Origin of the sequence: Burkholderia ambifaria AMMD (assembly GCF_000203915.1) — a bacterium.
In the GTDB taxonomy this organism is placed as follows: domain Bacteria; phylum Pseudomonadota; class Gammaproteobacteria; order Burkholderiales; family Burkholderiaceae; genus Burkholderia; species Burkholderia ambifaria.
The window spans coordinates 1,733,716-1,757,777 of the sequence record NC_008391.1; the positions used below are offsets into that span (position 1 = coordinate 1,733,716).

Annotated in this window: 25 protein-coding genes; 19 read left to right on the forward strand and 6 right to left on the reverse strand. The window is 67.6% G+C overall.

The features are described from left to right. Positions 1-29: 29 nt before the first annotated feature. From BAMB_RS23730 to BAMB_RS23750, 5 genes are all read left to right on the forward strand, one after another. Entirely contained in the window at positions 30-1,112 is a 1,083-nt protein-coding gene (locus tag BAMB_RS23730; protein WP_041491694.1) for an alkene reductase, read from the forward strand. 362 nt (positions 1,113-1,474) lie between these two features. Next, entirely contained in the window at positions 1,475-2,311 is an 837-nt protein-coding gene (locus BAMB_RS23735; RefSeq protein WP_011659697.1) for an alpha/beta fold hydrolase, read from the forward strand. 308 nt (positions 2,312-2,619) lie between these two features. Further along, entirely contained in the window at positions 2,620-3,258 is a 639-nt protein-coding gene (gene acuR / locus BAMB_RS23740; protein WP_011659698.1) for an acrylate utilization transcriptional regulator AcuR, read from the forward strand. Between the two features lie 45 nt (positions 3,259-3,303). Continuing rightward, positions 3,304-4,287 (forward strand): acrylyl-CoA reductase (NADPH), encoded by a 984-nt coding sequence (acuI, locus tag BAMB_RS23745; RefSeq protein ID WP_011659699.1) that lies wholly within the window; start codon positions 3,304-3,306, stop codon positions 4,285-4,287. Positions 4,288-4,366: 79 nt separating this feature from the next. Then, positions 4,367-4,945 carry a peroxidase-related enzyme gene (locus BAMB_RS23750; RefSeq protein WP_011659700.1) on the forward strand — a complete coding sequence of 193 codons (579 nt, stop codon included), beginning with the start codon at positions 4,367-4,369 and terminating at the stop codon, positions 4,943-4,945. A gap of 119 nt (positions 4,946-5,064) precedes the next feature. Here the strand turns inward: BAMB_RS23750 and BAMB_RS23755 are convergent, their stop codons facing one another. Both BAMB_RS23755 and BAMB_RS23760 read right to left on the reverse strand, forming a co-directional pair. Further along, positions 5,065-5,946, reverse strand: a complete 882-nt coding sequence (locus BAMB_RS23755) for an SDR family NAD(P)-dependent oxidoreductase (RefSeq protein WP_011659701.1) — start codon at positions 5,944-5,946, stop codon at positions 5,065-5,067. 173 nt (positions 5,947-6,119) lie between these two features. Then, positions 6,120-6,698, reverse strand: a complete 579-nt coding sequence (locus BAMB_RS23760; RefSeq protein ID WP_011659702.1) for a TetR/AcrR family transcriptional regulator — start codon at positions 6,696-6,698, stop codon at positions 6,120-6,122. 203 nt (positions 6,699-6,901) lie between these two features. Here BAMB_RS23760 and zwf point away from each other — a divergent pair, with 203 nt between their 5' ends. Then, complete coding sequence (gene zwf, locus BAMB_RS23765; RefSeq protein ID WP_011659703.1) at positions 6,902-8,377, forward strand: glucose-6-phosphate dehydrogenase; 1,476 nt, start codon at positions 6,902-6,904, stop codon at positions 8,375-8,377. Positions 8,378-8,499: 122 nt separating this feature from the next. On the opposite strand, the gene BAMB_RS23770 is transcribed toward zwf, so the two are convergent. Next, positions 8,500-9,444, reverse strand: a complete 945-nt coding sequence (locus tag BAMB_RS23770; RefSeq protein WP_011659704.1) for a LysR family transcriptional regulator — start codon at positions 9,442-9,444, stop codon at positions 8,500-8,502. A gap of 110 nt (positions 9,445-9,554) precedes the next feature. On the opposite strand from BAMB_RS23770, the gene BAMB_RS23775 reads away from it, so the two are divergent. The 7 genes from BAMB_RS23775 (at position 9,555) to BAMB_RS23805 (ending at position 15,960) form a co-directional block, all read left to right on the forward strand. Next, positions 9,555-10,757: an MFS transporter gene (locus BAMB_RS23775; RefSeq protein ID WP_006751516.1), complete on the forward strand. Its 1,203-nt coding sequence runs from the start codon at positions 9,555-9,557 to the stop codon at positions 10,755-10,757. Positions 10,758-10,786: 29 nt separating this feature from the next. Then, the gene (locus BAMB_RS23780; RefSeq protein ID WP_011659705.1) at positions 10,787-11,110 is read left to right on the forward strand and encodes a MoaF-related domain-containing protein; all 324 of its coding nucleotides are present in this window, start codon (positions 10,787-10,789) and stop codon (positions 11,108-11,110) included. Between the two features lie 16 nt (positions 11,111-11,126). Beyond that, positions 11,127-12,077 (forward strand): LLM class oxidoreductase, encoded by a 951-nt coding sequence (locus BAMB_RS23785; RefSeq protein ID WP_011659706.1) that lies wholly within the window; start codon positions 11,127-11,129, stop codon positions 12,075-12,077. A gap of 133 nt (positions 12,078-12,210) precedes the next feature. Next, positions 12,211-13,017 (forward strand): 2,5-didehydrogluconate reductase DkgB, encoded by an 807-nt coding sequence (gene dkgB / locus BAMB_RS23790; protein ID WP_011659707.1) that lies wholly within the window; start codon positions 12,211-12,213, stop codon positions 13,015-13,017. Between the two features lie 65 nt (positions 13,018-13,082). Further along, positions 13,083-14,198, forward strand: coding sequence for an alkene reductase (locus BAMB_RS23795; RefSeq protein WP_011659708.1), 1,116 nt, complete (start codon positions 13,083-13,085; stop codon positions 14,196-14,198). A gap of 31 nt (positions 14,199-14,229) precedes the next feature. After that, positions 14,230-15,234, forward strand: a complete 1,005-nt coding sequence (locus BAMB_RS23800; protein ID WP_011659709.1) for an aldo/keto reductase — start codon at positions 14,230-14,232, stop codon at positions 15,232-15,234. 189 nt (positions 15,235-15,423) lie between these two features. Beyond that, positions 15,424-15,960, forward strand: coding sequence for a DUF3455 domain-containing protein (locus BAMB_RS23805; RefSeq protein ID WP_011659710.1), 537 nt, complete (start codon positions 15,424-15,426; stop codon positions 15,958-15,960). Between the two features lie 105 nt (positions 15,961-16,065). Here BAMB_RS23805 and BAMB_RS23810 read toward each other — a convergent pair whose 3' ends face one another. Beyond that, complete coding sequence (locus BAMB_RS23810) at positions 16,066-16,731, reverse strand: O-methyltransferase (RefSeq protein ID WP_041491542.1); 666 nt, start codon at positions 16,729-16,731, stop codon at positions 16,066-16,068. Between the two features lie 48 nt (positions 16,732-16,779). Here BAMB_RS23810 and BAMB_RS23815 point away from each other — a divergent pair, with 48 nt between their 5' ends. The 3 genes from BAMB_RS23815 to BAMB_RS23830 all read left to right on the forward strand — a co-directional run bounded on the left by BAMB_RS23815 (position 16,780) and on the right by BAMB_RS23830 (position 20,181). Beyond that, the gene (locus BAMB_RS23815; RefSeq protein ID WP_041491543.1) at positions 16,780-17,457 is read left to right on the forward strand and encodes a TetR/AcrR family transcriptional regulator; all 678 of its coding nucleotides are present in this window, start codon (positions 16,780-16,782) and stop codon (positions 17,455-17,457) included. A 503-nt stretch (positions 17,458-17,960) separates the two neighbouring features. Then, complete coding sequence (locus BAMB_RS23820) at positions 17,961-19,349, forward strand: NCS2 family permease (RefSeq protein WP_011659713.1); 1,389 nt, start codon at positions 17,961-17,963, stop codon at positions 19,347-19,349. A gap of 238 nt (positions 19,350-19,587) precedes the next feature. Continuing rightward, positions 19,588-20,181 (forward strand): hypothetical protein, encoded by a 594-nt coding sequence (locus BAMB_RS23830; protein ID WP_041491545.1) that lies wholly within the window; start codon positions 19,588-19,590, stop codon positions 20,179-20,181. A 4-nt stretch (positions 20,182-20,185) separates the two neighbouring features. Here BAMB_RS23830 and BAMB_RS23835 read toward each other — a convergent pair whose 3' ends face one another. Next, positions 20,186-20,587 carry a CopD family protein gene (locus BAMB_RS23835; RefSeq protein ID WP_011659715.1) on the reverse strand — a complete coding sequence of 134 codons (402 nt, stop codon included), beginning with the start codon at positions 20,585-20,587 and terminating at the stop codon, positions 20,186-20,188. Continuing rightward, on the reverse strand, positions 20,584-20,892 hold the full coding sequence (locus BAMB_RS23840; protein ID WP_011659716.1) for a DUF3817 domain-containing protein: 309 nt from the start codon (positions 20,890-20,892) through the stop codon (positions 20,584-20,586). Before BAMB_RS23840 ends, BAMB_RS23835 begins: the two co-directional genes overlap by 4 nt. 108 nt (positions 20,893-21,000) lie before the next feature. On the opposite strand from BAMB_RS23840, the gene BAMB_RS23845 reads away from it, so the two are divergent. The 3 genes from BAMB_RS23845 (at position 21,001) to BAMB_RS23855 (ending at position 23,931) form a co-directional block, all read left to right on the forward strand. After that, positions 21,001-21,948, forward strand: a complete 948-nt coding sequence (locus tag BAMB_RS23845; protein WP_011659717.1) for a GlxA family transcriptional regulator — start codon at positions 21,001-21,003, stop codon at positions 21,946-21,948. 53 nt (positions 21,949-22,001) lie between these two features. After that, entirely contained in the window at positions 22,002-22,922 is a 921-nt protein-coding gene (locus BAMB_RS23850) for a LysR substrate-binding domain-containing protein (RefSeq protein WP_006754278.1), read from the forward strand. 226 nt (positions 22,923-23,148) lie between these two features. Beyond that, entirely contained in the window at positions 23,149-23,931 is a 783-nt protein-coding gene (locus tag BAMB_RS23855; protein ID WP_011659718.1) for an ABC transporter substrate-binding protein, read from the forward strand. The last annotated feature ends 131 nt before the right edge of the window (positions 23,932-24,062 follow it).

The following is a 24,062-nucleotide window of genomic DNA, read 5'->3' on the forward strand; positions in this document are numbered from 1 at the left end:
ACACTGACAAGGAACAAGAAGGAGGTTTGGTGCCTACGCTGTTTGATCCCATTCGACTGGGCGCGATCGAAGCGCCCAACCGTATCCTGATGGCGCCCATGACACGTGCCCGGGGAACACGCGAGCACGTACCCACCGCGATGATGGCCGACTATTACAGTCAACGCGCATCCGCGGGTCTCATCATCTCGGAGGCCATTGGCATTTCCCGGCAGGGGTTGGGTTGGCCCTACGCGACCGGCCTGTGGACGCCTGCCCAGGTGGCCGGCTGGCGAAAAGTGACCGACGCCGTGCACGAAGCGGGCGGCCGCATCATTGCCCAGCTGTGGCACATGGGCCGCGTGGTGCATCCGAGCTTTCTCGATGGCGCGCAGCCTGTCTCGTCGTCCATCACGACGGCGCCGGGCCATGCCCATACCTATGAAGGAAAGCAGTCCTACGCGCCGGCACGTGCACTGTCGATGAACGAAATTCCCGCCGTGATCGAACAGTTCGCCGCCGCTGCACGTAACGCACTGCAGGCCGGCTTCGACGGCGTGCAGTTGCATGCTTCGAACGGTTATTTGATCGATCAATTCCTGCGAGACAGCGCCAACTTCCGCAGCGACGCGTATGGCGGCTCGATCTCCAATCGGCTCCGGCTTCTGATCGAGGTAACCGAGGCTGTCGCAGATGTCGTGGGCGCCGATCGCACCAGCGTTCGCCTGTCTCCCAACGGCGAAACCCTGGGCGTGCGTGATAGCGATCCGGTGCCGCTGTTCATCGCGGCCGCCGAGGCGCTATCCACGGTTGGGATCGCGTTCCTGGAACTGCGTGAGCCACCACTGAACGGCAGTTTCGGCGTCGGCTATCTCGATCCGCTCGCGGCACGGATTCGCCCGGCTTTCAAAGGACCGCTGGTGCTCAACTCGGATTTCGACGCGGCCCGAGCCCAGGCTGAACTCGATGCCGGGATTGGCGATGCCGTTGCTTTCGGGCGCCCTTTCATCGCGAATCCGGATTACCCGCGCCGTCTAGCCAATTCGATTCCGCTTGCGTCGGACGACCCGACAACGTGGTTCACGCAAGGCGCGGACGGTTACGTCGATTACCCGGGCGCGACGTCGGCTTGACGACACGCTGCGTGACGCGGCTCAAGAGCGAACGGTGCCATCGGCAACGACGCACTTGTCGATCCGGCCGCGTTCGTTGACGGTCACTCGCGCACGCGCAATCTCACGCTCGCGGCCGTATCCGCGGCGATCGTGCCGCGCATGTCGACATTCACCTCGTCGGTATCACCGTGCGAACGCCGTGGCCTTGGTCGCATTTTTTTGACGCCACCCATCGCGAAGCCGAGCTGCCGTGCGCGCCCATCACGCGAGTTTCTTTTCGCCCGCATCCCGCATTGCCGAGACAACGACCGCTCGCGGTCGCGACGGCTCCATTCGCAGCAACCGTTACTTCCCTGCAACCGTACGAAAGGAAAACCATCATGTCATTCGTTACCACGCAAGACGGCGTCCAGATTTTTTACAAGGACTGGGGCCCGAAAGACGCGCAGCCGATCGTCTTCCATCACGGCTGGCCGCTTTCGTCGGATGATTGGGATGCCCAGATGTTGTTTTTCCTGTCGAACGGGTATCGCGTCATTGCCCACGACCGGCGCGGACATGGGCGCTCCGCGCAAGTCGCCGAAGGTCACGACATGGACCATTACGCAGCCGATGCGTTCGCCGTTGTCGAAGCGCTGGATCTCCGGCATGCAGTGCATATCGGCCACTCCACCGGCGGCGGTGAAGTCGCCCGCTATGTCGCGAGGCACGGCGAGCCGGCCGGGCGTGTCGCCAAAGTGATACTGGTCAGCGCGGTGACACCGCTGATGCTGAAGACCGAGGCCAACCCGGACGGCGTGCCAATCGACGTATTCGACGGGTTGCGCACCGGCACCGCGGCCAATCGCGCCCAGTTCTTTCTCGATGTGCCGAGCGGCCCGTTTTACGGATTCAATCGAGCCGGCGCGAAGATCGATCAAGGCGTGATTCGGAACTGGTGGCGCCAGGCGATGATGGGCAGCGCCAACGCGCATTACGAGGGCATCAAGGCGTTCTCCGAGACGGACCAGACCGACGATCTCAAGGCGATCAGCGTGCCGACGCTCGTACTGCATGGCGAAGACGACCAGATCGTCCCGTATGAGAATGCTGCGCTGAAGGCCATCAAACTGCTGAAGAACGGCACGTTGAAGACCTATCCGGGCTACGGCCACGGCATGCTGACGGTCAATGCCGATGTGCTCAATGCGGATCTCCTCGCTTTCGTGAAGGCTTGAAGATTCTCATATCGATCCGGTATCCGATGTTTCAGCGTGACGATTGTGACAAGGCTGGGGAAGCGCATTCCCGATGACGGGTCGCTTCCCGGCCACCACGAGGTTCCGAGACACGACGTGCGCAGCGCGATGCAGCGACGAGCACGATCCCACAACAGCCACGCGTTCGTGAAAGCGGTCGGCTCCCCGGACCGTGGCCGCAATGTCGACCGGTGCCGTGGTGACCTCCCACTGAGGATCCGGCACGTCGTCCGCCGCCCCGTCGAGCGAGCCCTTGATTTTTGAGACGAACGGTCTATTATTCACCCATGGACGTTCGAACTGATCCGCCTCGCCGCCGCGGCAGGCCACCGAAGCAGCACGAAGACCTCGTCGCGACGCGCGACATGCTGTTGCGCACCGGGCTGGAAGTGCTCACCGAGAAGGGCTTTTCGGCCACCGGGCTCGACGAGATCCTCGGGCGCGCCGGCGTGCCCAAGGGCTCGTTCTATCACTACTTCGACAGCAAGGAGGCGTTCGGCCTCGAACTGATCGATCGCTACGCGGACTTCTTCGCCCGCAAGCTCGACCGTCATTTCAGCCAGCCCGAGCCGTCGCCGCTGGCACGCGTGCGCGCGTTCGTCGACGATGCGCGCGATGGCATGGCGCGCCATGAATACAGCCGCGGCTGCCTGATCGGCAACCTCGGCCAGGAAATGGGCGCACTGCCGGAGAGTTTCCGTGCGCGTCTGCGCGCGACGTTCGAGGACTGGCAACGCCGGCTGGCCGCGTGCCTCACCGCCGCCCAGCAAGCCGGCGAGCTCGCCGAGTCGGCGGACCCCGCCGAGCTGGCCGCGTGCTTCTGGATCGGCTGGGAAGGCGCGGTGTTGCGCGCGAAGCTCGAACGCAGCGACGTGCCGCTTGCGCTGTTCGCGCAGTTTTTCTTCAATGGATTGCCTCGCCGCTGAATTTTTTTGCCATTAACTAGACGATCGGTCTAAAAAGGAGGACGCATGTTCCAGGGCATCGTGATCGACAAGGACGGCACCGGCCAGCACGCGCGGCTGCAAACGCTGGACGACGCGCAGTTGCCCGCGGGCAACGTGACGATCCGGGTCGGCTATTCGACGTTGAACTACAAGGACGGACTCGCGATCACCGGCAAGAGCCCGGTGGTCCGCAAGTTCCCGATGGTGCCGGGCATCGATCTGGTGGGCGAGGTCGAGCACAGCACGCATCCGGATTACCGCGCGGGCGATCGGGTCGTGCTCAACGGCTGGGGCGTCGGCGAAACGCACTGGGGCGGCCTGGCCCAGAAGGCACGCGTCGACGGCGACTGGCTGGTGCCGCTGCCGGCCGCGTTTTCGCCGCAACAGGCGATGGCCATCGGCACGGCGGGCTACACCGCGATGCTGTGCGTGATGGCGCTGGAACGGCATGGCGTGCGCCCGGACGACGGCGAGATCGTGGTGACCGGCGCGGCAGGCGGCGTCGGCAGCGTCGCCATCGCCCTGCTCGCGCGGCTCGGCTATCGCGTCGTCGCCGTGACCGGCCGCCCGGCCGATGCCGACTACCTGCGGCAGCTCGGCGCGGCGGAGATTCTCGACCGCTCGCAATTCGGCGCCCCGGGCAAGCCGCTCGGCAAGGAACGCTGGGCCGGCGCGGTCGACGTCGCGGGCAGTCACGTGCTCGCCAACGTGTGCGCGACCACGCGCTATCGTGGCGTGGTGACGGCCTGCGGCCTCGCCGCCGGCATGGACTTTCCCGCCACCGTCGCGCCGTTCATCCTGCGCGGCGTGACGCTCGTCGGCATCGACAGCGTGATGTGCCCGCGCGCCGAGCGGCTGGAGGCATGGCGCCGGCTCGCGTCCGATCTCGATGTCGGGAAGCTGGGCGCGATCGGTCATCAGGTCGGCCTGGGCAACGCCATACCGCTTGCCGAGGAACTGATCGCCGGCAAGATACGCGGCCGCATCGTCGTGGACGTCAACGCATGACGCCGGCAACCCGTCGTTTCATGTCCGGCCGGCGACTCGCGCGTCGTGTTCGCCCGTGCCACTTTATCCAGGAGACCTCATGACCGCTGCCAATCACGCGCCCGTCAGCCGCTTTCCGGTGCCGGCGCTCGACGACCTGCCCGACGACATTCGCGAACGGATCGCGGCCGTCCAGGAAAAGTCGGGCTTCATCCCGAACGTATTCCTCACGCTCGCGCATCGCCCGGACGAATTTCGCGCGTTCATGGCGTACCACGACGCGCTGATGGACAAGCCGGGCAACCTCACCAAGGCCGAACGGGAAATGATCGTCGTGGCCACCAGCGCCGTGAACCAGTGCCAGTACTGCGTCATCGCGCACGGCGCGATCCTGCGCATTCGCGCGAAGGATCCGCTGATCGCCGACCAGGTCGCGACCAACTACCGCAAGGCCGACATCACCGTCCGGCAGAAGGCGATGCTCGACTTCGCGATGAAGGTTTCGCAGAGCGCACACCTGGTGGGCGAAGCGGACTTCGACACGCTGAAGTCGCATGGCTTCACCGACGAGGATGTCTGGGACATCGCGGCGATCTCGGCGTTCTTCGGCATGTCGAATCGCATCGCGAACGTGACGAACATGCGGCCCAACGCGGAGTTCTACGCGCTGGGGCGTTGAGCGCGTGCGCCGGCCTCGGTCGGCGCGATCCGCCGAGCCGGACGCTGGAACCGCGCGACACGGAGAGGGATGTCGCGGGTCCGACGGGCCGGCTCACGGCAAGCAGGAGCAGGAGCCGGTCAGCGCTCGCTCCACTCCTTCAACGCCTCCAACCCCGCCGGCAGCGTCGCGTCCGGGAACACCGTCGACAGCGTCGCGTCACGCCACCGTGCCGCCTCCTCCGCGCGCTGCGTTTCCGCCTGCTCGCACACGAACAGCGCATCGCTGCCGAGCAGCAGCCGCATCGGCACGTCGTCGCGACGCGACAGCTCGACGATCAGCGCCGCGATCCGTGCGGGATCGCCGACCTCGTGGCCGCCATACGAACCGAGCAGTTCGAGAATCTTCCCGACCGACGGCTGATAGTCTGGCAGCAGGCCGTCGACGTGGCGCTTCGCCTGCGCGGCCCATTCGGTGCGCATCCCGCCCGGCTCGAGCGTGCACACGCGCACGCCGAACGGCGCGACTTCCTTCGACAGCACGTCGCTGAATCCGCCGACCGCCCACTTCGCGGCCTGATACGCGGACAGGCCGGCCGTCGCCGTGCGCCCGCCAACCGACGACACCTGGAAGATGTGGCCCGCGCGTTGCGCCCGCATCGTCGGCAGCACCGCGCGCGTCAGGTTGACCACGCCGAACAGGTTCGTTTCGATCTGGTCGCGGAAGTCGTCGGCGCCCATCTGCTCGAACGGCGCCGTATGACCGTAGCCCGCGTTGTTCACCAGCACGTCGATGCGTCCGAACGCGTCGCGGGCGGCGGCCACCGCATGCGCGGCCGCCGCTGCGTCGGTCACGTCGAGCTCGATCGGCAGCAACCGGTCGCCGTACTGCGCTTCCAGATCCGCGAGCCGCGCCGGATCGCGCGCGCCGGCCACCAGCCGGTCCCCCGCCGCCAGCACCGCTTCCGAGATTGCACGCCCCAGGCCGCGTGCGGCCCCTGTCACCAGCCAGACTTTCGACATTTCCATTTCTCCGTAACGTTGAAACCGCAAAAAATGAATGATTACTCACTCATTAATATGGGCGCTGAACCGGTCGTTTTGACCGTGCATCGCCCTGCCTGAAACCGCCTTCCATCGTCGTGGCGACGCCCGAACCGAACGCGCCGCCCTTCTCTCTCTACAACTTTCCGCTATCACACCGCGTGCAACACGGCCCACAGCGCGCGAAACCCGGCTTCCCGGTACGCATCGGCCCGCGCCGGATCGCGTGCGATCGACTCCATCGCCGTTTCCGCGATCGACGTGAACAGCGCCGTGCAAAACGCATGCGCATTGTCGGCGTCGAGCCCGCCCGCGGCGGCACTCTGCGCGCGCAGCAGCGCGGTGATCGCGCCGAAGCCTTCGGTGCCGGCCGCGCGATGCGCGTCGTCGATGCGGCCGCTCACGTCGAGCTGCCGCAGCGCGCGCTGCCCGTGCGGATCCGCGACGCCCCACGACACATAGCTGTTCCACACATGTCGCATGGCCTGCTCGGCCGGCGCGTGCTCGGGAAACCCGGTGATCATCGCGTCGCGCAGGTCGGCCTTCAGGCTCAGGTACAGCGCGTTCAGCAGCGCATCCTTGGTCTCGAAATAGGTGAACACCGTGCCTTCCGCGACGCCGGCGAGCCGCGCGATGCGCGCGGTGGTCGCACTCGCGCCGTCCTCCGCGAGCGCGCGGGCAGCCGCGGCGAGGATGGCGTCGTGCTTGTCGGGACTGCGCGGTCGGGCCACGTTCGATTCCTTTAATGAGTGAGCGCTCAATCATAATCGCGCCGACCACGGGACGGCAAGCCCTGTTACATAAGGGGGAACCCATCCGCAATCGGTCAAAAGCGTGCACTATTAGCGTTTCCACGTACTGGCGCGCCAACGCACCGGCGGCCGGCGCTTCGATGTTCGTTCCACGCTCACCCGTTTCAGACCGCGATCCACTCATGACGAATCAGCCCAACCAGACCGAAGCCGACCAGCCCGTCGACATGATCATCTTCGGCGGCGGCGGCGACCTGGCCGCCCGCAAGCTGTTGCCCGCGCTGTACATGGCGCACCTGCACTGCAACCTGCCGCCGCAGACGCGCATCATCGCGGTCGGCCGGCGCGACTGGGGCATCGACGGCTACCGCAAGTTCATGGACGAGCAGTCGCGCCCGTTCATCGACGAGAAGGCGTTCGACGCCGATGCATGGGCCCGCTTCCTCGACCTGTTCAAGTACGTGCTGATCGACGTGAACGCGCCGGAAGACTATGCGCGCCTCGCCGAAGCGGCGCGCCCCGACGCGATCCACGTGTTCTACCTGTCGACGTCGCCGGAGCTGTTCACGACGATCTGCGACAACCTGTCGGCCGCGCACCTCGTCGATGCGCGCTCGCGCGTCGTGCTCGAAAAGCCGCTCGGCCACGATCTCGCGTCGGCGCAGGCGATCAACGATGCGGTCGGCCGGCATTTCGCGGAATCGCAGATCTACCGGATCGACCATTACCTCGGCAAGGAAACCGTGCAGAACCTGATGGTGCTGCGCTTCGGCAACCCGATCTTCGGGCCGCTGTGGCAGGCGCCGAGCATCCGCAGCGTGCAGATCACGGTGGCGGAGACGGTTGGCGTCGGCAGCCGCGCGGGCTTCTACGACCATACCGGCGCGCTGCGCGACATGGTGCAGAACCACCTGCTGCAACTGCTGTGCATCGTCGCGATGGAGCCGCCGGTGTCGCTCGACCCGGATGCGGTGCGCGACGAGAAGCTGAAGGTGCTGCGCTCGCTGCGGCCGATGGCGCTGTCGGATGTCGCGCGCGATACTGTGCGCGGCCAGTACACGGCCGGCGCGGTCGACGGCCAGCCGGTCAAGGGCTATCTCGAGGAAGACAACGTGCCGGCGGACAGCCACGCGGAAACCTTCGTCGCGCTGCGCGCACACATCAACAACTGGCGCTGGGCGAACGTGCCGTTCTTCCTGCGCACCGGCAAGCGGCTGCAGCGCCGCCAGTCGGAAATCGTGATCGAGTTCGCGGACATGCCGTTCTCGATCATCCCGACCGGCCCGCGCCACTACAGCAACCGCCTCGTGATCCAGCTGCAGCCGGAAGAATCGATCCAGCTGCAGATGCTCGCGAAGGAGCCGGGCAGCGGGATGAAGATGGTGCCCGTCAGCCTGAACCTCGACCTGCAGCAGGCGATTCCGGAACGGCGCGCGGAAGCCTACGAGCGGCTGCTGATCGACGTGATCCGCGGGCGCCTCACGCACTTCATGCGCCGCGACGAGCTCGAAGCCGCGTGGTCGTGGGTCGAGCCGATCCTCAACGGCTGGAAGCAGCTGGGCGATCGTCCGCGTCTCTACACGGCCGGCACGTTCGGGCCGGCGGCCTCGTCGGCGCTGCTCGCGCGCGACAACATGTCGTGGTCCGAGGAAGCCTGATCACGGGATGACGGCAGGCCCGCGGCGCAAAGCGCCGTGCGGCATGCCGGATCACACCGGGCGCCCGATCGGGTGCCCGCCCCCAGCTCCGCGTCGCCCTCCACCCTCCCAATGCTCCGCCGTTACAGCGGCTCCAGCCACGCAGCCTTGCGCCGCGCCGGCGCCCCGCTGCCGCCGCTGCTGCCGCCCAGCACCTCGATCATGTAATCGACGAACGACGCGATCCGCGACGAAATCGCGGTGTTCCGGTAATACACCGCGTTGATCGGCTGTTCGACGTCGAGCGTCTGCCGCGCGAGCACCTGCACGAGCCGGCCGGCCTCGCGATCCTGCGCGGTCATGAAATCCGACAGGCACACGACGCCCGCGCCCTCCAGCGCGAGCTGCCGCAGCGTCTCGCCGCTCGACGACCAGATGGCGGGCTCGATGCGGCACGGCTCGCCGTCCGCGCCGAGGATCGGCCAGACGTTCAGCGATTCGGGCTGCGTGAAGCCGAGCAGCGTGTGCCTGGCGAGATCCTCGACCTTGCGCGGCTGGCCGTGCGCTTCGAGGTATGCGGGGCTCGCGAGGATGCGCAGCCGGCTGTTGCCGATGCGCCGGCTGTGCAGCGTCGAATCCTTGAGCCGGCCGATGCGGATCGCGACGTCGGTGCGCCGCTCCAGCAGGTCGATGATCCCCTCGTTGCTGTTCAACTCCAGTTCGACCTTCGGGAACCGTTCGCGGTAGCCGTGCACGAGCGGCACGATCACGTGCAGCATGAACGGCGTCGCGGCATCGACGCGCAAGCGCCCCGACGGCATCTCGCGCCGCGCGAGCATCTGCTCCTCGGCGGTCTCGACCGATTCGATGATGGCGCGCGCATCCTGCAGGAACGCACGCCCTTCTTCGGTCAATTCGAGCCGGCGCGTGGTCCGGCGCAGCAGCGTGGTCTTCAGCTTCTCCTCGAGCCGCGCGAGCGTGCGGCTCGTGGCCGACACGGTGAGGTCGAGCTGCTGCGCGGCAGCGGTGATCGAACCGGAGTCGACCACGGCGGCAAAGGCCTGGAGTTCGTCGAGCGTGATCTTCATTGATGGATTCTTGATTCAAAATCAAAACAATTTGGTTTATAGACCCATTTTTCCGCAAAAGTAAAGACGGCACACTGCGCTCCATCGTCACCGGACCCTGGAGCACCGTCATGCCACTTGCCCTGCTTGCGCTGACCATCAGCGCATTTGCCATCGGCACCACCGAATTCGTGATCGTCGGGCTGATCCCGACGATCGGCGCCGACCTCGGCGTCAGCCTGCCGTCGGCCGGCCTGCTCGTCAGCCTCTATGCGCTGAGCGTCGCGATCGGCGCGCCGCTCCTCACCGCGCTCACCGGCCGCGTGCCGCGCAAGACGCTGCTCGCCGCGCTGATGGCGCTGTTCACCGTCGGCAACCTCGTGGCCTGGCAGGCGCCCGGCTACGAATCGCTGATCGTCGCGCGCGTGCTCACCGGCCTCGCCCACGGCGTGTTCTTCTCGGTCGGCTCGATCATCGCCACCACGCTCGTGCCGAAGGACAAGGCCGCCAGCGCGATCGCCACGATGTTCAGCGGGATGACCGTCGCGTTCGTCGCCGGCATTCCGCTCGGCACCTTCATCGGCCAGCACTTCGGCTGGCGCGCGACGTTCCTGGTCGTCGCGCTGTTCGGCCTCGTCGCGTTCGTCGGCGCGGTCGCATTCGTGCCGCGCGGCCTGCCGCGCACGCCGCCGGCGCCGCTCGCCCGCCAGTTCCGCGTGCTCGCCCAGCCGCGCCTGCTGCTCGTCTATGCGATGACGGCGGTCGGCTACGGCGGCTCGCTGATCGCGTTCACCTACATGGCACCGCTGCTCGAACAGATCGCCGGCTTCACGCCGTCGCAGGTCAGTCTGGTGCTGGTCGGCTATGGCGTGTCGGTCGCGTTCGGCAACGTGTGGGGCGGCAAGCTCGCGGACGCCGTCGGCCCGGTCAAGGCGCTCAAGCGGATCTTCCTGTTGCTCGCGATCGTGCTGCTCGCGCTGACCTTCACGGTGCACGTGAAGTGGCTGGCGGTGCTGACGATGCTCGCATGGGGCGCCGTCGCATTCGGCAACGTGCCGGGGCTGCAGGTGTACGTCGTCAAGCAGGCGCGCCACTTCGCGCCGGACGCTACCGACGTCGCGTCGGGCTTCAACATCGCCGCGTTCAACCTCGGCGTCGCGGGCGGCTCGTCGCTCGGCGGCCTGATCGTCGCGAACGTCGGCCTCGGCCATACGCCGTGGATCGCCGCCGTCGTCACGCTCGGCGCCTTCGCGCTGACCGCATTGAGCGGCCGCCTCGACCGCGGCCAGGGCCTGCCCGAGCGCACGGCCGAACCCGTCGAACTTGCCCATTGAACGTCACTTTCCCGCAGGAGCGCATCAGCATGAACGCATCGACCCAACGTCCGCCGTTCGCCGGCAGGACTTTCGAAGTCCGTTACGACGGCCTCACAGCGCTGAACGCGTATGACGAGGACGGCCTCCACATGCGCTACGAGATCACCGAAGGCCCGTACGCCGGCGCGAAGGGCGAAGTCGCGTACACGTGGCGGCACGTCGCCGGCGAGACCTACGCGATCTCGTGGCAGGAAGCCGACCGCGCAACCGTCGTGCACCTCGACGATTTCGCCGCCGGCACGTCGCACGCATTCTTCACCGCGGCTTCGCTCGATTTCCACCGGCTCGAAGGCAGCCTGCGCGCGCGCTGAACGGAGCAACCCGACCATGTCCACTTCACTCGACAAGCTCGCCCGCGGCGGCTTCAGCATCGGCATCGAATTGCCGCTCGACAACGACTGGTCGCTGGCTGGCGCCGCGAAGCGCCAGCATGACGGCCGCCGTCCCGGCGTGCCCGACCTGACACTTCATGCGACGCTCGCGCGACTGGCCGACACGCTCGGCTTCCGCGCGCTCTGGGTGCGCGACGTGCCGGTGTACGACCCGTCGTTCGGCGATGCCGCGCAAGTGTTCGAGACCTTCTCGTATCTCGGCTACCTCGCCGGCATCACCCGCGACATCCTGCTCGGCACGGCAGCCGTCGTGCTGCCGCTGCGCGAACCGCTGCTGACGCTGAAATCGGCCGCGACGATCCAGGAGCTGAGCGACGGACGCCTGCTGCTCGGCGTCGCGAGCGGCGACCGGCCGGTCGAATATCCGCTGTTCGGCCGCGACTTCGCGTCACGCGGCGCGAATTTCCGCGACCAGATCGCGCTGCTGCGCGATGGCGCGCGCGGACACCTGCCGCCGGGCCTGGACGTGCTGCCGGCCGCGCGTTCGCCGGTGCCGCTGCTCGTCGCGGGCCTCGCGCAGCAGACGCCCGCATGGATCGGCGAACACATGGACGGCTGCCTCGCCTATCCGGGCACGCCGGACGATCACCTGCAGCGCGCCGCGAACTGGCGCGCGGTGGCCGGCGACAAGCCGTACGTGAGCTTCATCCACCTCGACCTCGCGGAAGATCCGCACGAACCGCTTCAGCGACACCGCTTCGGCGCGCGCGCCGGGCGCATCGCGCTGACGGAAGAGCTCGCGGCGATGCGCGACGCGGGCGTGCAACACATCGGCCTGCATCTGCGCCGCAATCGCCGGCCGCTCGACGAGACGATGGCCGAGATTGCCGCGGACGTGCTGCCGGCGTTCCATCCGGCCAGCAACCCGCACACGTGTGTCGCATGAGGCCGGCCCCGGCCAGCGCCGATTCTTGAATTTGAATCAAATATTTTTGACCTCTGAAGGCGTTTATCTCATCAGTCCCGAACGCCAGAATGACTTCCATACCGAACCCGTTCCACTTTCCCAGGAGCCCACGATGAGCAACGTTCCCGCATTCGGCCTCGGCACCTTCCGCCTGCAGGGCCAGGTCGTCATCGACTCGGTCCGCAACGGCCTCGACGTCGGCTACCGCGCGATCGACACCGCGCAGATCTACGGCAACGAAGCCGAAGTCGGCGAAGCGATCGCCGCATCGGGCGTGCGCCGCGAAGACCTGTTCCTCACGACCAAGATCTGGGTCGACAACTACGCGCCGGAAAAACTGGCGGCCAGCCTCGAGGAAAGCCTGCGCAAGCTGCGCACCGACATCGTCGACCTGACGCTGATCCACTGGCCGGCGCCGGGCAACGGCGTGTCGATCCACGCGTTCATGACCGCGCTCGCCGACGCGAAGGCGAAGGGCCTCACGCGCCAGATCGGCATCTCGAACTTCAACATCGAACTGACGAAGGAAGCGATCGCGGCCGTCGGCAAGGATGCGATCGCGACGAACCAGATCGAACTGAGCCCGTACCTGCAGAACCGCAAGCTGGTCGAGTTCCTGAACGGCGAAGGCATCCACGTGACGTCGTACATGACGCTCGCCTACGGCAAGGTGCTCGGCGACCCGGTGATCGGCGCGATCGCGCAACGTCACGACGCGACGCCGGCGCAGGTTGCGCTCGCGTGGGCGCTGCAGCTCGGCTACTCGGTGATTCCGTCGTCGACGAAGCGCGAGAACCTCGCGAGCAACCTGCTCGCGCAGACGCTGCGCCTGACCGACGAAGACATGGCGCAGATCGCCGCGCTCGAGCGCAACGGCCGCGAAGTCGACCCAGCCGGCCTCGCGCCGACGTGGGACTAAGCGCGCCTCACTCGTAATCGACCCGTCCGCGGCCAGCCGGCCGCGGCACCCGACAGGACCTCACCATGACCCACGACCCGCTTTTTCAACCGCTGCGATTCGGCGCGCTGACGCTGCCGAACCGTATCGTGATGCCGCCGATGACGCGTTCGCGCGCGAGCCAGCCCGGCGACGAAGCCAACGAACTGATGGCCGCGTATTACGCGCAGCGCGCGAGCGCCGGCCTGATCGTCAGCGAAGGCACCTACATCGCGCCGCTCGGCAAGGGCTACGCGTGGACGCCCGGCATCCACACGCCGTCGCAGGTCGCCGGCTGGCGCCGGGTGACGGACGCCGTGCACGCCGCGCACGGCCGCATTTTCGCGCAGCTGTGGCATGTCGGCCGGCTCAGCCATACGAGCCTGCTCGGTGGCAAGCAACCGGTGTCGTCGTCGCCGATCCAGGCGAAAGGCGTGAACGTGTTCATCGCCGGCGAGGACGGCAGCACGCCGGGCTTCGTGCAGGCGTCCGAGCCGCGCGCGCTGTCCGTCGACGAGATCCGCGAGATCGTCGATCAATACCGCGCCGCCGCCCGCAACGCGATCGAGGCCGGCTTCGACGGCGTCGAGCTGCACGGCGCGAACGGCTATCTCGTGAACCAGTTCATCGATTCGAACGCGAACACGCGCACCGACGCGTACGGCGGCTCGCTGGAAAACCGGCTGCGCTTCCTGCGCGAAGTCGTGCAGGCGCTGATCGAAGGCACCGGCGACGCGTCGCGCGTCGGCGTCCGCCTCGCGCCGCTGACCACGTTGAACGGCTGCGTCGACGACGATCCGGAAACGACCTACCTCGCCGCCGCGAAGCTGCTCGGCGAACTCGGCATCGGCTACCTGCACATCGCGGAAGCCGACTGGGACGACGCGCCGCTGATGCCGGTCGAGTTCAAGCGGCAACTGCGCGCGGCGTTCCCCGGCGTGCTGATCTACGCCGGCGCATACACGGCCGAACGCGCCCGCGAAGCGATCGCCGCCGGCTGGGCCGACCTGATCGCATTCGGCCGCCCGTTCGTCGCGAACCCCGACCTGCCCGAGCGCCTGCGCACCGGTGCCGCGCTCGCGCCGCACGATCGCAACACGCTGTTCGGCGGCGGTGCGAAAGGCCTGATCGACTATCCGACGCTCGCGCAGGCCGCGGCCTGAGCGGGCGGCCGCAACGACTCCGAGACTGCTCATGAGAATCACGCTCCCTTCCCGCCTGGGTTTCGGCACCGCGCCGCTGGGCAACATGTACCGGGACATCCCGCACGAAGAAGCGCTGGCCACCGTCGATGCGGCGTGGCGGGGCGGCATCCGCTACTTCGACGCCGCGCCGCTGTATGGCGCCGGCCTCGCCGAGCTGCGTCTCGGTGAAGCGCTCACCGGACGGCCGCGCGACGAATATGCGCTCGGCACCAAGGTCGGCCGGCTCGTCCTCGACGAACACGAGGACGCGTCGCAACGCGATCTCGGCGAAAAAGGCGGGCTGTTCCGTCACGGGCTGCCGAACCGGATCGTCTACGACTACACCGCGGACGGCACGCTGCGCTCGATCGAGGCCAGCCTCGCACGGCTGCGCACCGACCGGCTCGACACCGTGTGGATTCACGATCCGGCCGTCGATTTTCACGGCGACGCATGGCGCGACGTGTTCGACGTCGCGATGTCGGGCGCGGCGAAGGCGCTCACGCGGCTGCGCGACGAGAAGGTCATCAAGGGCTGGGGGCTCGGCGTGAACCGCGTCGAGCCGTGCGAACTCGCACTCGAGCGTTCGGATCCAGACGGCTTCCTGCTCGCCGGACGCTATACGCTGCTCGATCACGCGGGTGCGCTCGAACGGCTGATGCCGGAAAGCGCCGCGCGCGGGCTCGGGATCATCGTCGGCGGCCCGTACAACTCGGGCGTGCTGGCGGGCGGCACGCATTTCGAGTACCAGCCGGCCACGCAGGCGATGCTCGAGCGCGTCGCGCGCATCCGTGGGCTCTGCGAACGGTTCGGTGTCGACATTCGCGCGGTGGCCTTGCAGTTCTCGCTCGCCCATCCGGCCGTCGCGGCAGCGATTCCCGGCGCCAGCCGGCCCGAGCGCATCGACGAGAACCTGCGTCTCGCGGCGGCGCCGATCCCGGCGGCACTGTGGGCGGCGCTGAAGGCCGAGCGCCTGATCGCCGAGCACGCACCGACGCCGGCCGGCGCGGATTGAAGCGGTCTCAAGCGGTCTGAAGCGGCGGACGTAGCCGCTGCGGCGCGCAGCGGTGGCGTTCGCGCGCCGGCAATCGCGGCGGCTATCGTCGCGATTGCCATTTCCGAATTGCAGCCTGCGCAATCGGCGTCTAGCGTTTACGGGTTCGACTCCGCACGATCGTCACCCGACCTGAAAGGACGCGCCGCCATGCCAAGCCCCTCCCCGACACGCGACATGTTGCTGGCCTTCGCAGCCGGTCTTTCATTCGCGGCCTGCGCCGCGCCGGCCTACGCCGACGATGCCGCCGGCCTCGCGCCGCCCGGCCCCGCGACACCCGTGCTGTCGACGACGGCGACCGGCGTGCAGATCTACACATGCGAATACGATGCCGACCACCGGCTCGCGTGGGCATTCCAGCGCCCGGAAGCGATGCTGTTCGATGCCGGCGGCACGCTCGTCGTGCGGCACGGCGCGGGGCCGTCATGGGAAGCGCTCGATGGCAGCCGCATCACCGGCAAGAAGCTCGCGGAAGCGCCGAGCGCGCGCGCCGGCAGCGTTCCTCAATTGCTGCTCGCCGCGACGCCGGCCGCAACGGGCACGAAGGCCGCGGCCGGCACGCTCGCCGGCGTGCGCTTCGTGCAGCGGCTCGACACCGCGGGCGGCACGCCGCCGGAGCCCGCGTGTTCGACCGAGCATGCGGTCGGCCGCTTTCCGTATTTCGCGCGCTACGTGTTCCTGAAGTAACGCACGACGGCGGCCGCCCGAATCAGGGCGCCGCCGTCACATGCGACTTGATCAGTTATCCTTTGTTTTTACGGCATCGCTCCGCTTCCGCGCGATGCCTCAGCCTCAGCGAATCCGCATCGATAGTTCGACATCGCCACCGAACGGCACCGACAGATAGCCGTTCTGCGGCGCGCGCACGTAGGCGAGGTAGTCGGGGCTGTATTCCGCATTGTCGGCAACGACGAACGCGCCGGCCCGCAGCCGCGGCTCGACCCGTTCGAGAATCTCCGGATACAACGCCTTCGCGCCGTCGAGCAGCAGCAAGTCGACCGTGTCCGGCAGATCGCTGGCCAGCGTGCGCAACGCATCGCCTTCCCGAATCTCCACCAGATCGGCCAGCCCGGCCGCCGCCAGATTGGCGCGCGCCCGCGCGACCTTCGACGCTTCGAACTCGCTCGTGATCACCCGGCCGCCGCCGTTGTCGCGCAGCGCGGCCGCAAGGTGCAGCGTCGAGATGCCGAACGACGTGCCGAACTCGACGATCGACCGTGCGCCGCAGCCGCGCGCGAGCATGTACAGCAGCGTGCCCGTCTCGCGCGACACCGCGAGCGGATAGTCCTTCAGGCGTGCATAGAAATCGGCGTAATCGGTCTTGCTGCGCATCAGCCGCATTTGCTCGTCGTGCGACACGTTGGCGAAATCCGGGTTCGATGCGGGCGACGAGGCTTCGGCTTCGTCGAACAGGCGCGCGAGCAGCGACGCCAACGGGTCGTGAATCAGGGTGGTCATGCGAATCTCCGAAGTCAGGTTGAGTGCGTCAGTACGCCCGACTAGAATATGACGAATCATTCAGGTTTTACTATTCGCATTGGCAGACCCGTCATGACCGACCGCCGCAACGCCCCGATCGCCTCGCGCAAGCAGCCCAAGCAGGCCCGCTCGACCCGTCTCGTCGACGACGTGCTGCAGGCCGCTATTCAGGTTTTGGCGACCGAAGGCGCGCAGCGCTTCACGATGGCGCGCGTGGCCGAGCGCGCCGGCGTGAGTGTCGGCTCGCTGTACCAGTACTTCCCGAACAAGGCGGCCGTGCTGTTCCGGCTCCAGCACGACGAATGGCGGCAGACCTCCGAGATGCTGTGCGGGATGCTGCAGGACACGCGCCAGACGCCGCCCGAGCGGCTGCGCACTGCCGTCCACGCGTTCATCCGTTCGGAATGCGACGAGGCGTCGATGCGCATTGCGCTCGACGACGCCGCGCCCCTCTATCGCGACGCCCCGGAGGCGCGAGAAGTGAAGGCCGAGGGCAACCGCGTCTTCAGCGCGTTCATGCGCGAAATGCTGCCCGACGTGTCGGACGCCACGCATGCGCTCGCGTGCGAACTGGTCATGACGACGCTCACGACGGGCGGCAAGGCGTTCTCCGAAACCGAGCGCACGCCCGCGGAAATCGACGCCTATTCGAACGCGATGGCCGACATGTTCTGCGTGTACCTCGCGCATCTCGCGCAGGCTTGACGGACAAGGCGCCAGGACCAGGCGCCAGCGCGGCACCGATATCATCCGGATTTGGGTTGCGCGCGGCCGCTTTTAAGCGTCCGCCCGGCCTCGACGAAAGACATCCGTAAGCCTCGACGCATCACCCTGCCCGCCGCCCCCGCCTTCAAATAATCGCCTTAACGGATTCGAACTAGGCGTATACACGCGTTCCGCGACGACGAAGCCCCGTTGCACGCCGATATAAGCGCTGCGACATGCGCTGCATGCTCTTCCCCCAATGGGACGTGATGGGCCGTTCGCCTAACCTTCGCTACGGCAAAGCGCACGTGACGGGGTCGACCCCACCACGCGTCGTACGACGCGACACACTCGCGCCCGCTTCGAAGCGCGTACGACGACATGGCTCACGCGTCATGCGTCATGCGTCCCCACGACGTTGCCGACAATTTCAACCAGATACGAGACACCCTGACGACGGTCCGCTACAGGCCGTTTCAGCATGCTGATAAAGGAGCAAGCTCATGAGTGATACCCCGGTGCAGCCGACGGTCGGCGTCGGTGCGGAACAACCCGACTTCGGCACCAAGGGAGCCATCGACCGGTACTTCGACATTTCGTCGCGCGGCAGCACGCAGCGTCGCGAAATCGTCGCGGGCGTGACCACTTTCCTCGCGATGGTCTATTCCGTGTTCGTCGTGCCCGGGATGTTCGGCAAGGCCGGCTTCGACACCAGCGCGGTATTCGTCGCGGTCTGCCTCACCACCGCCTTCGGTTCGCTGCTGATGGGCCTGTGGGCGAAGCTGCCGATCGCGATCGGCTGCGCGATTTCGCTGACGGCGTTCACCGCGTTCGGTCTCGTGCTCGGCAAGGGCCTGCCGCCCACCGTCGCGCTCGGCGCCGTGTTCCTGATGGGCCTCGTGTTCACCGGCATCTCGGTCACCGGCGTGCGTTCGTGGATCCTGCGCAACCTGCCTGCGGGCGTCGCGCACGGCACCGGGATCGGCATCGGCCTGTTCCTGCTGCTGATTGCGTCGAACGACGTCGGCCTCGTGATCAAGAACCCGGGCGCCGGCCTGCCGGTCTCGCTCGGCCAGATCACCGCGTTCCCGGTCATCATGTCGGTCGTCGGCCTCGCCGCGATCTTCGGGCTCGAGAAGCGCCGCGTGCCGGGCGGCATCCTGCTCGTCGTGGTCGCGATCTCGCTGATCGGCCTCGTATTCGACCCGGCCGTGAAATACCGCGGCATCTTCGCGCTGCCGTCGCTGAGCGCGCCGGGCCACGCATCGCTGATCGGCGCGATGGACATCAAGGGCGCGCTGTCGATGGCCGTGCTGCCGAGCGTGCTGGCGCTCGTGATGACCGCCGTGTTCGACGCGACCGGCACGATCCGCGCGGTCGCCGGCCAGGCGGGCCAGCTCGACGAGAACGGCCGCATCATCAACGGCGGCCGCGCGCTGACCGCCGATTCGATCAGCTCGATTTTCTCGGGCTTCCTCGGCGGTGCGCCGGCCGCGGCCTACATCGAGTCGAGCGTGGGCGTGGCCGCCGGCGCGAAGACGGGCCTCGCGGCCGCGGTGGTCGGCCTGCTGTTCCTGGTCGTGATGTTCTTCTCGCCGCTCGCGGGCCTCGTGCCGTCGTACGCGACCGCACCCGCGCTGATGTACGTCGGCCTGCTGATGCTCGGCAGCGTGAGCAAGCTGCACATGGACGACATGGTCGACGCGATGTCGGGCCTCGTGTGCGCGGTGTTCATCGTGCTGACCGCGAACATCGTGACGGGCATCATGCTCGGCTTCTCGACGCTCGTGATCGGCCGCATCGCCAGCGGCGAATTCCGCAAGCTCAACGTCGGCACCGTGCTCATCGCGGCCGTGCTCGTCACGTTCTATCTCGGCGGCTGGGCGATCTGAGCGCGGCTCATGCGCGACGTCGCTTGCGAAAAGGGCGGCGCGCAGCGGGACGACACCGTCTCCTCCCACCATCGTCGTTGATGGTCTCCCGGCCTGGAAACACATGTTTCCAGGCTTTTTTTGCGGGTGAGCCACGGGGCTCCGGCGCCCCGCTCGGCCGGCACGGGGCGGCATGCGTCGCGTCCCTTCACGAATCCGCACGCGGTGCTACGATCGCGCTTTGTCCTCCGAAACCGTCATGAATCCGTTCGGCATCGTCTCCGAATCAGACACGCGGACCGCGGCGCACAAGCCGCCGTTCATCCCGTCGTTCGGCTTCGTCGAGGTTCATGAATCGCGGCCGATCGACGCGCCGCCGTCGCGCATCATCGACGCCGTGGCCACGCTCAACATGCGGGCCGATCCGGTGATCGACGCGCTGCTCACCGTGCGCGAAACCCCGGCGGCCCTCGCCCGCACGCTGCGCAATCGCCAGCCCCAAGCCGCGCGCGAGCGCTTCGGCTTCGACACCTTCACAGTGCTGCATCGCGACGACACGTCGCTGTCGCTCGGCCTCGTCGGACGCTTGTGGCACCCGACGCCCGACGTGCGGACGATCGCCGACGCCGCGGCCTTCATGCGGCACGACGATCCGCACGACGCCAAGCTCGTGCTGCGCTTCGAGGTGATCGGACTGCGCTCCGGCATGCGCCTGCTGCGCACCGAAACCTTCGTGCATTGTCCGAGCGCGCGCACGCGGCTGCTGTTCCTGCCGTACTGGCTCGCGATTCGACTGGGAAGCGGCTGGATCCGGCGGCGCACGCTGGCGGCGGTCGAGACGGCGCTCGCGTAGACCGTCAGAACGGCTTGATCAGGACCAACCCGACGACGATCCCCGCAGCCGCCACGACCGCGCCCGCCGCCTGCCCGAGCCATCGCGCGGGCACGACGACGAGATCGTCGCGCTCCATGCGCCGCAGCGTGCCGGCCAGAATCCCGTGCAGCGCCGCCAGCGCGGTGACGACGACCAGTTTCACCGATAGCCACGTGGCGCCGAACCAGTGACCGTTCAGCGCGATCGCGATCCCCGTGATCCAGACGAGCGCGAGTGCGGGCGCCGTCACCGTACGATCCCAGCGCCGCACCGCACGATGTACGGCCAGGTTGGCGATACGAACGCCAATGGACAGCATCAGCAGCCCGCCGACGAACGTGACGACGGCGGCGACATGCACGGCCTTCAGCACCAGGTAGATCATTGCGCATGCCTCCTGCGCGCGATCCATCCGGCGCTCGCCAGCCCCGCAAACGGCACGACGGCCGACAGCACGAGCCGCGCGACCTCGCCCTTGCTCCACAGCCCGCTCGACGCGCTGCCGACGACCGCCCACACGTACATCGCGAACGCGATGCCGTGAACCGGGCCCATGACCGATACCGCGGCCGGATACCCGGCCAGATGCTTGAGCGGCACGGCCACGCACACCAGCACGACGAGCGTGGTCGCTTCCAGCAACGACAGGTATTGCAGGTTGCGCAGCGCGTTGCGATCGTCTTGTTTCATGGACAGGCCTCCAGGTGGGTCCGCCGCGATTGTCGCGCGTGGCGCGGGTTCGAGCCATTGGCTAGAATGACATCTTTCAACGGATTCTGGCCACGGGCCGCGAACGCCATGCATACGCTCGCCGTGCTCGCTTTGCCCGATGTCGTCCCGTTCGATCTGGGCGTGGCATGCGACACGTTCGCGCGCGTGCGCTCGCCCGACGTCGCGCAGGCATACCGCGTGCGCGTGTGCAGCGAGCATCCGCGCGTCGCGGGCGATTTGTTCGAACTGCGCCCGCCGTTTCGTCTCGACGCGCTGGCCGATGCCGACACGATCGTCGTCCCCGGCACGTCCGTGCCGCTCGCGCCCACGTCGCGTCGCGCGATCGCGGCACTGCGCGCGGCCGCCGCGCGCGGTTGCCGGATCGCGTCGATCTGCAGCGGCGCGTTCGTGCTCGCGGAAGCCGGGCTGCTCGACGGCCTGCGCGCGACGACGCACTGGCTCGCGGCCGCCGAACTCGCGCGCCGCTACCCGAACGTCGAGGTCGACCCGAACGTGCTGTTCGTCGACAACGGGCAGATCCTGACGTCGGCAGGCGCCGCGGCCGGCCTCGATCTGTGCCTGCACATGATCCAGGCCGACTACGGCGCGGCGGTCGCCGTCGATGCCGCGCGCTGCGCGGTGGCGCCGCGCGTGCGCGAAGGCGGGCAGGCGCAGTTCATCGCGCCCGAATGGCCGGCCGGCGGCGACGGGCTGCAGGGCCTGATGGACTGGCTGCAGGCGAACCTGCGCAAGCCGCTGACGCTCGACGCGATGGCCCGCCACGCATCGACGAGCGTGCGCACGCTGACGCGGCGCTTTCAGGCGCACACAGGCACGTCGCCGCGGCAATGGCTGCAGACCGCACGCGTCAGGCATGCGCAGCAGTTGCTGGAGATGACGGAGCTGTCGATCGAGCACGTGGCGACGGAAGCCGGGTTCGGTTCGGTCACCGCGTTTCGCGAGCGCTTCGCCCGCATCGTCGGCACGTCGCCGCAGCGCTATCGCCAGGCATTCCGCGCGCGCGCCGGCGCGTGACGTTCATCAGGAACGCGACCTGACGCCCCCTTTCGCGCCAACCGGACCGCTCGATGACCCGCATCCGCAACCACCTGAACACCGCGCAGCTCCACGCGTTCGTCTCCGCCGCGCATCACAAGAGCCTGCGCGCCGCCGCGCGCGAGCTCGGCGTCACGCAGCCCGCGATCACGCATACGATCCGCGAACTCGAAACGGCGCTGAACGCGGAACTGCTCGTGCGCAGCGTGCGCGGCGTCGAGCTGACCGCGTGCGGCCATGCGCTGCTGCCGCGCGCCGAGCAGCTGCTCGGCGACATGCGCCGCACGGTCGAGGCCGTCGAGCAGGTGAAAGGGGAAATGTCCGGGCGCGTCGCGGTCGGCACGATGCCGTCGATCGCGCTGACCGCGCTGCCGCACGCGGTCACCGCATTCCGCCGGTCGATGCCGAACGTCAGCCTGCATCTCGAGGAAGTGACGGTGCCCGACGCACTCGCGCAGCTGCGCAACGGCACGCTCGACATCGCTGCAATGCACCATGTGCCCGCGCTCGACCGCGATTTCACGCAGGTGCCGCTGCTGTCGACCGAATTCACCGTCGTGATGCGCGAGGGCCACCCGCTCGCGCACGCGCGCCGGTTAGAGGAATTGCTCGACGCCGAGTGGATCGTCACGGTCGGCGCCGAGCAGTTCCCGCACAGCGTAATGAGCGCGATGTTCGACGCGCGCGGGCTGCCGCTGCCCAAGCGCCTGCTGCGCTCGCCGATGTCGTTCGCGGTGACGCTCGGGCTGGTCGCGCGCTCCGACGTGATCGGCTGTTTCACGCGCCCGCTGGCCGCGATGGTGGCGCCGCTCGGCATCCGCACGGCCGAGCTCGACGAAAGCATGCCGCGCTTCGACCTGTCGATCATCGCGCGCCGCGACCTGCTGCCGACGCCCGCCGTCTCGGAATTCGTCAGTTGCCTGCAGCGCGCGGTCAACGAAACGCTCGGCTGAACCGTTCCTAGGTCTGAAACGGTCGCGCGCCGCATGCGCGGGCGTCGGGTCCGGTATCGGGGCTTGTCCTAGGCGCCCTCCGGGTATTTTGTCTTGATAATCTTGCGCACGTCGCGCGCCCGCATCGGGCAGGCGAAACGGACAGTCCGATGCGAAACCGCGCCGGACCGAAGGCTTACGGCGCGGCACAACCGCGCACCCATCGAACAAAACGAGGAGTGACCGAGTGAAAAAGATTCTTGCGGCTGTGACCGTGGCCGTGCTCGCCGTGTCGGCCGGCACCGCGTACGCGAAGGACTGGACGACCGTGCGCTTCGGCGTCGACGCAAGCTACCCGCCTTTCGAATCGAAAGACGCGAGCGGCAAGGTGGTCGGTTTCGACGTCGATCTCGGCAACGAGATCTGCCGCCGCATGAACGCGAAGTGCGTGTGGATCGAAAACGACTTCGACGGGATGATCCCGGCACTGAAGGCACGCAAGTTCGACGGCGTCCTGTCGTCGATGTCGATGACGCCGGCGCGCCAGGAACAGATCGCGTTCTCCGAGAAGCTGTTCAACACGCCGACGCGCCTCGTCGCGAAGAAGGGCGCGGGCCTGATGCCGACCGCCGAATCGCTGAAGGGCAAGTCGATCGGTGTCGAGCAGGGCACGATCCAGGAAACCTATGCGAAGACTTACTGGGCCGCGAAGGGCGTGAAGGTCGTGCCTTACCAGAACCAGGACCAGGTCTACGCCGACCTGATCGCCGGCCGTCTGGACGGCGCGCTGCAGGATGCGGTGCAGGCCGAGATCGGCTTCCTGAAGACGCCGCGCGGCGCGAACTTCGATTTCGCCGGCAAGGACATCGACGATCCGAAGACGCTCGGCAACGGCGCGGGCATCGGCCTGCGCAAGGAAGACACCGACCTGAAGGCGAAGATCGACAGCGCGATCACCGGCATGCGCAAGGACGGCACGTACCAGAAGATCGCGAAGAAGTACTTCGATTTCGACGTGTACGGCAAGTAATACCGCGTAACAGCGCGCTTCTCATCCGCGCAGACGGGCTCCGCAAGGAGCCCGTTTTTTTTGCGCGCGTGCGACCAAACGCTGCGGACGACGCATGCGCGCAGGCCCGCCGGACCGTTATTTTTTACGCG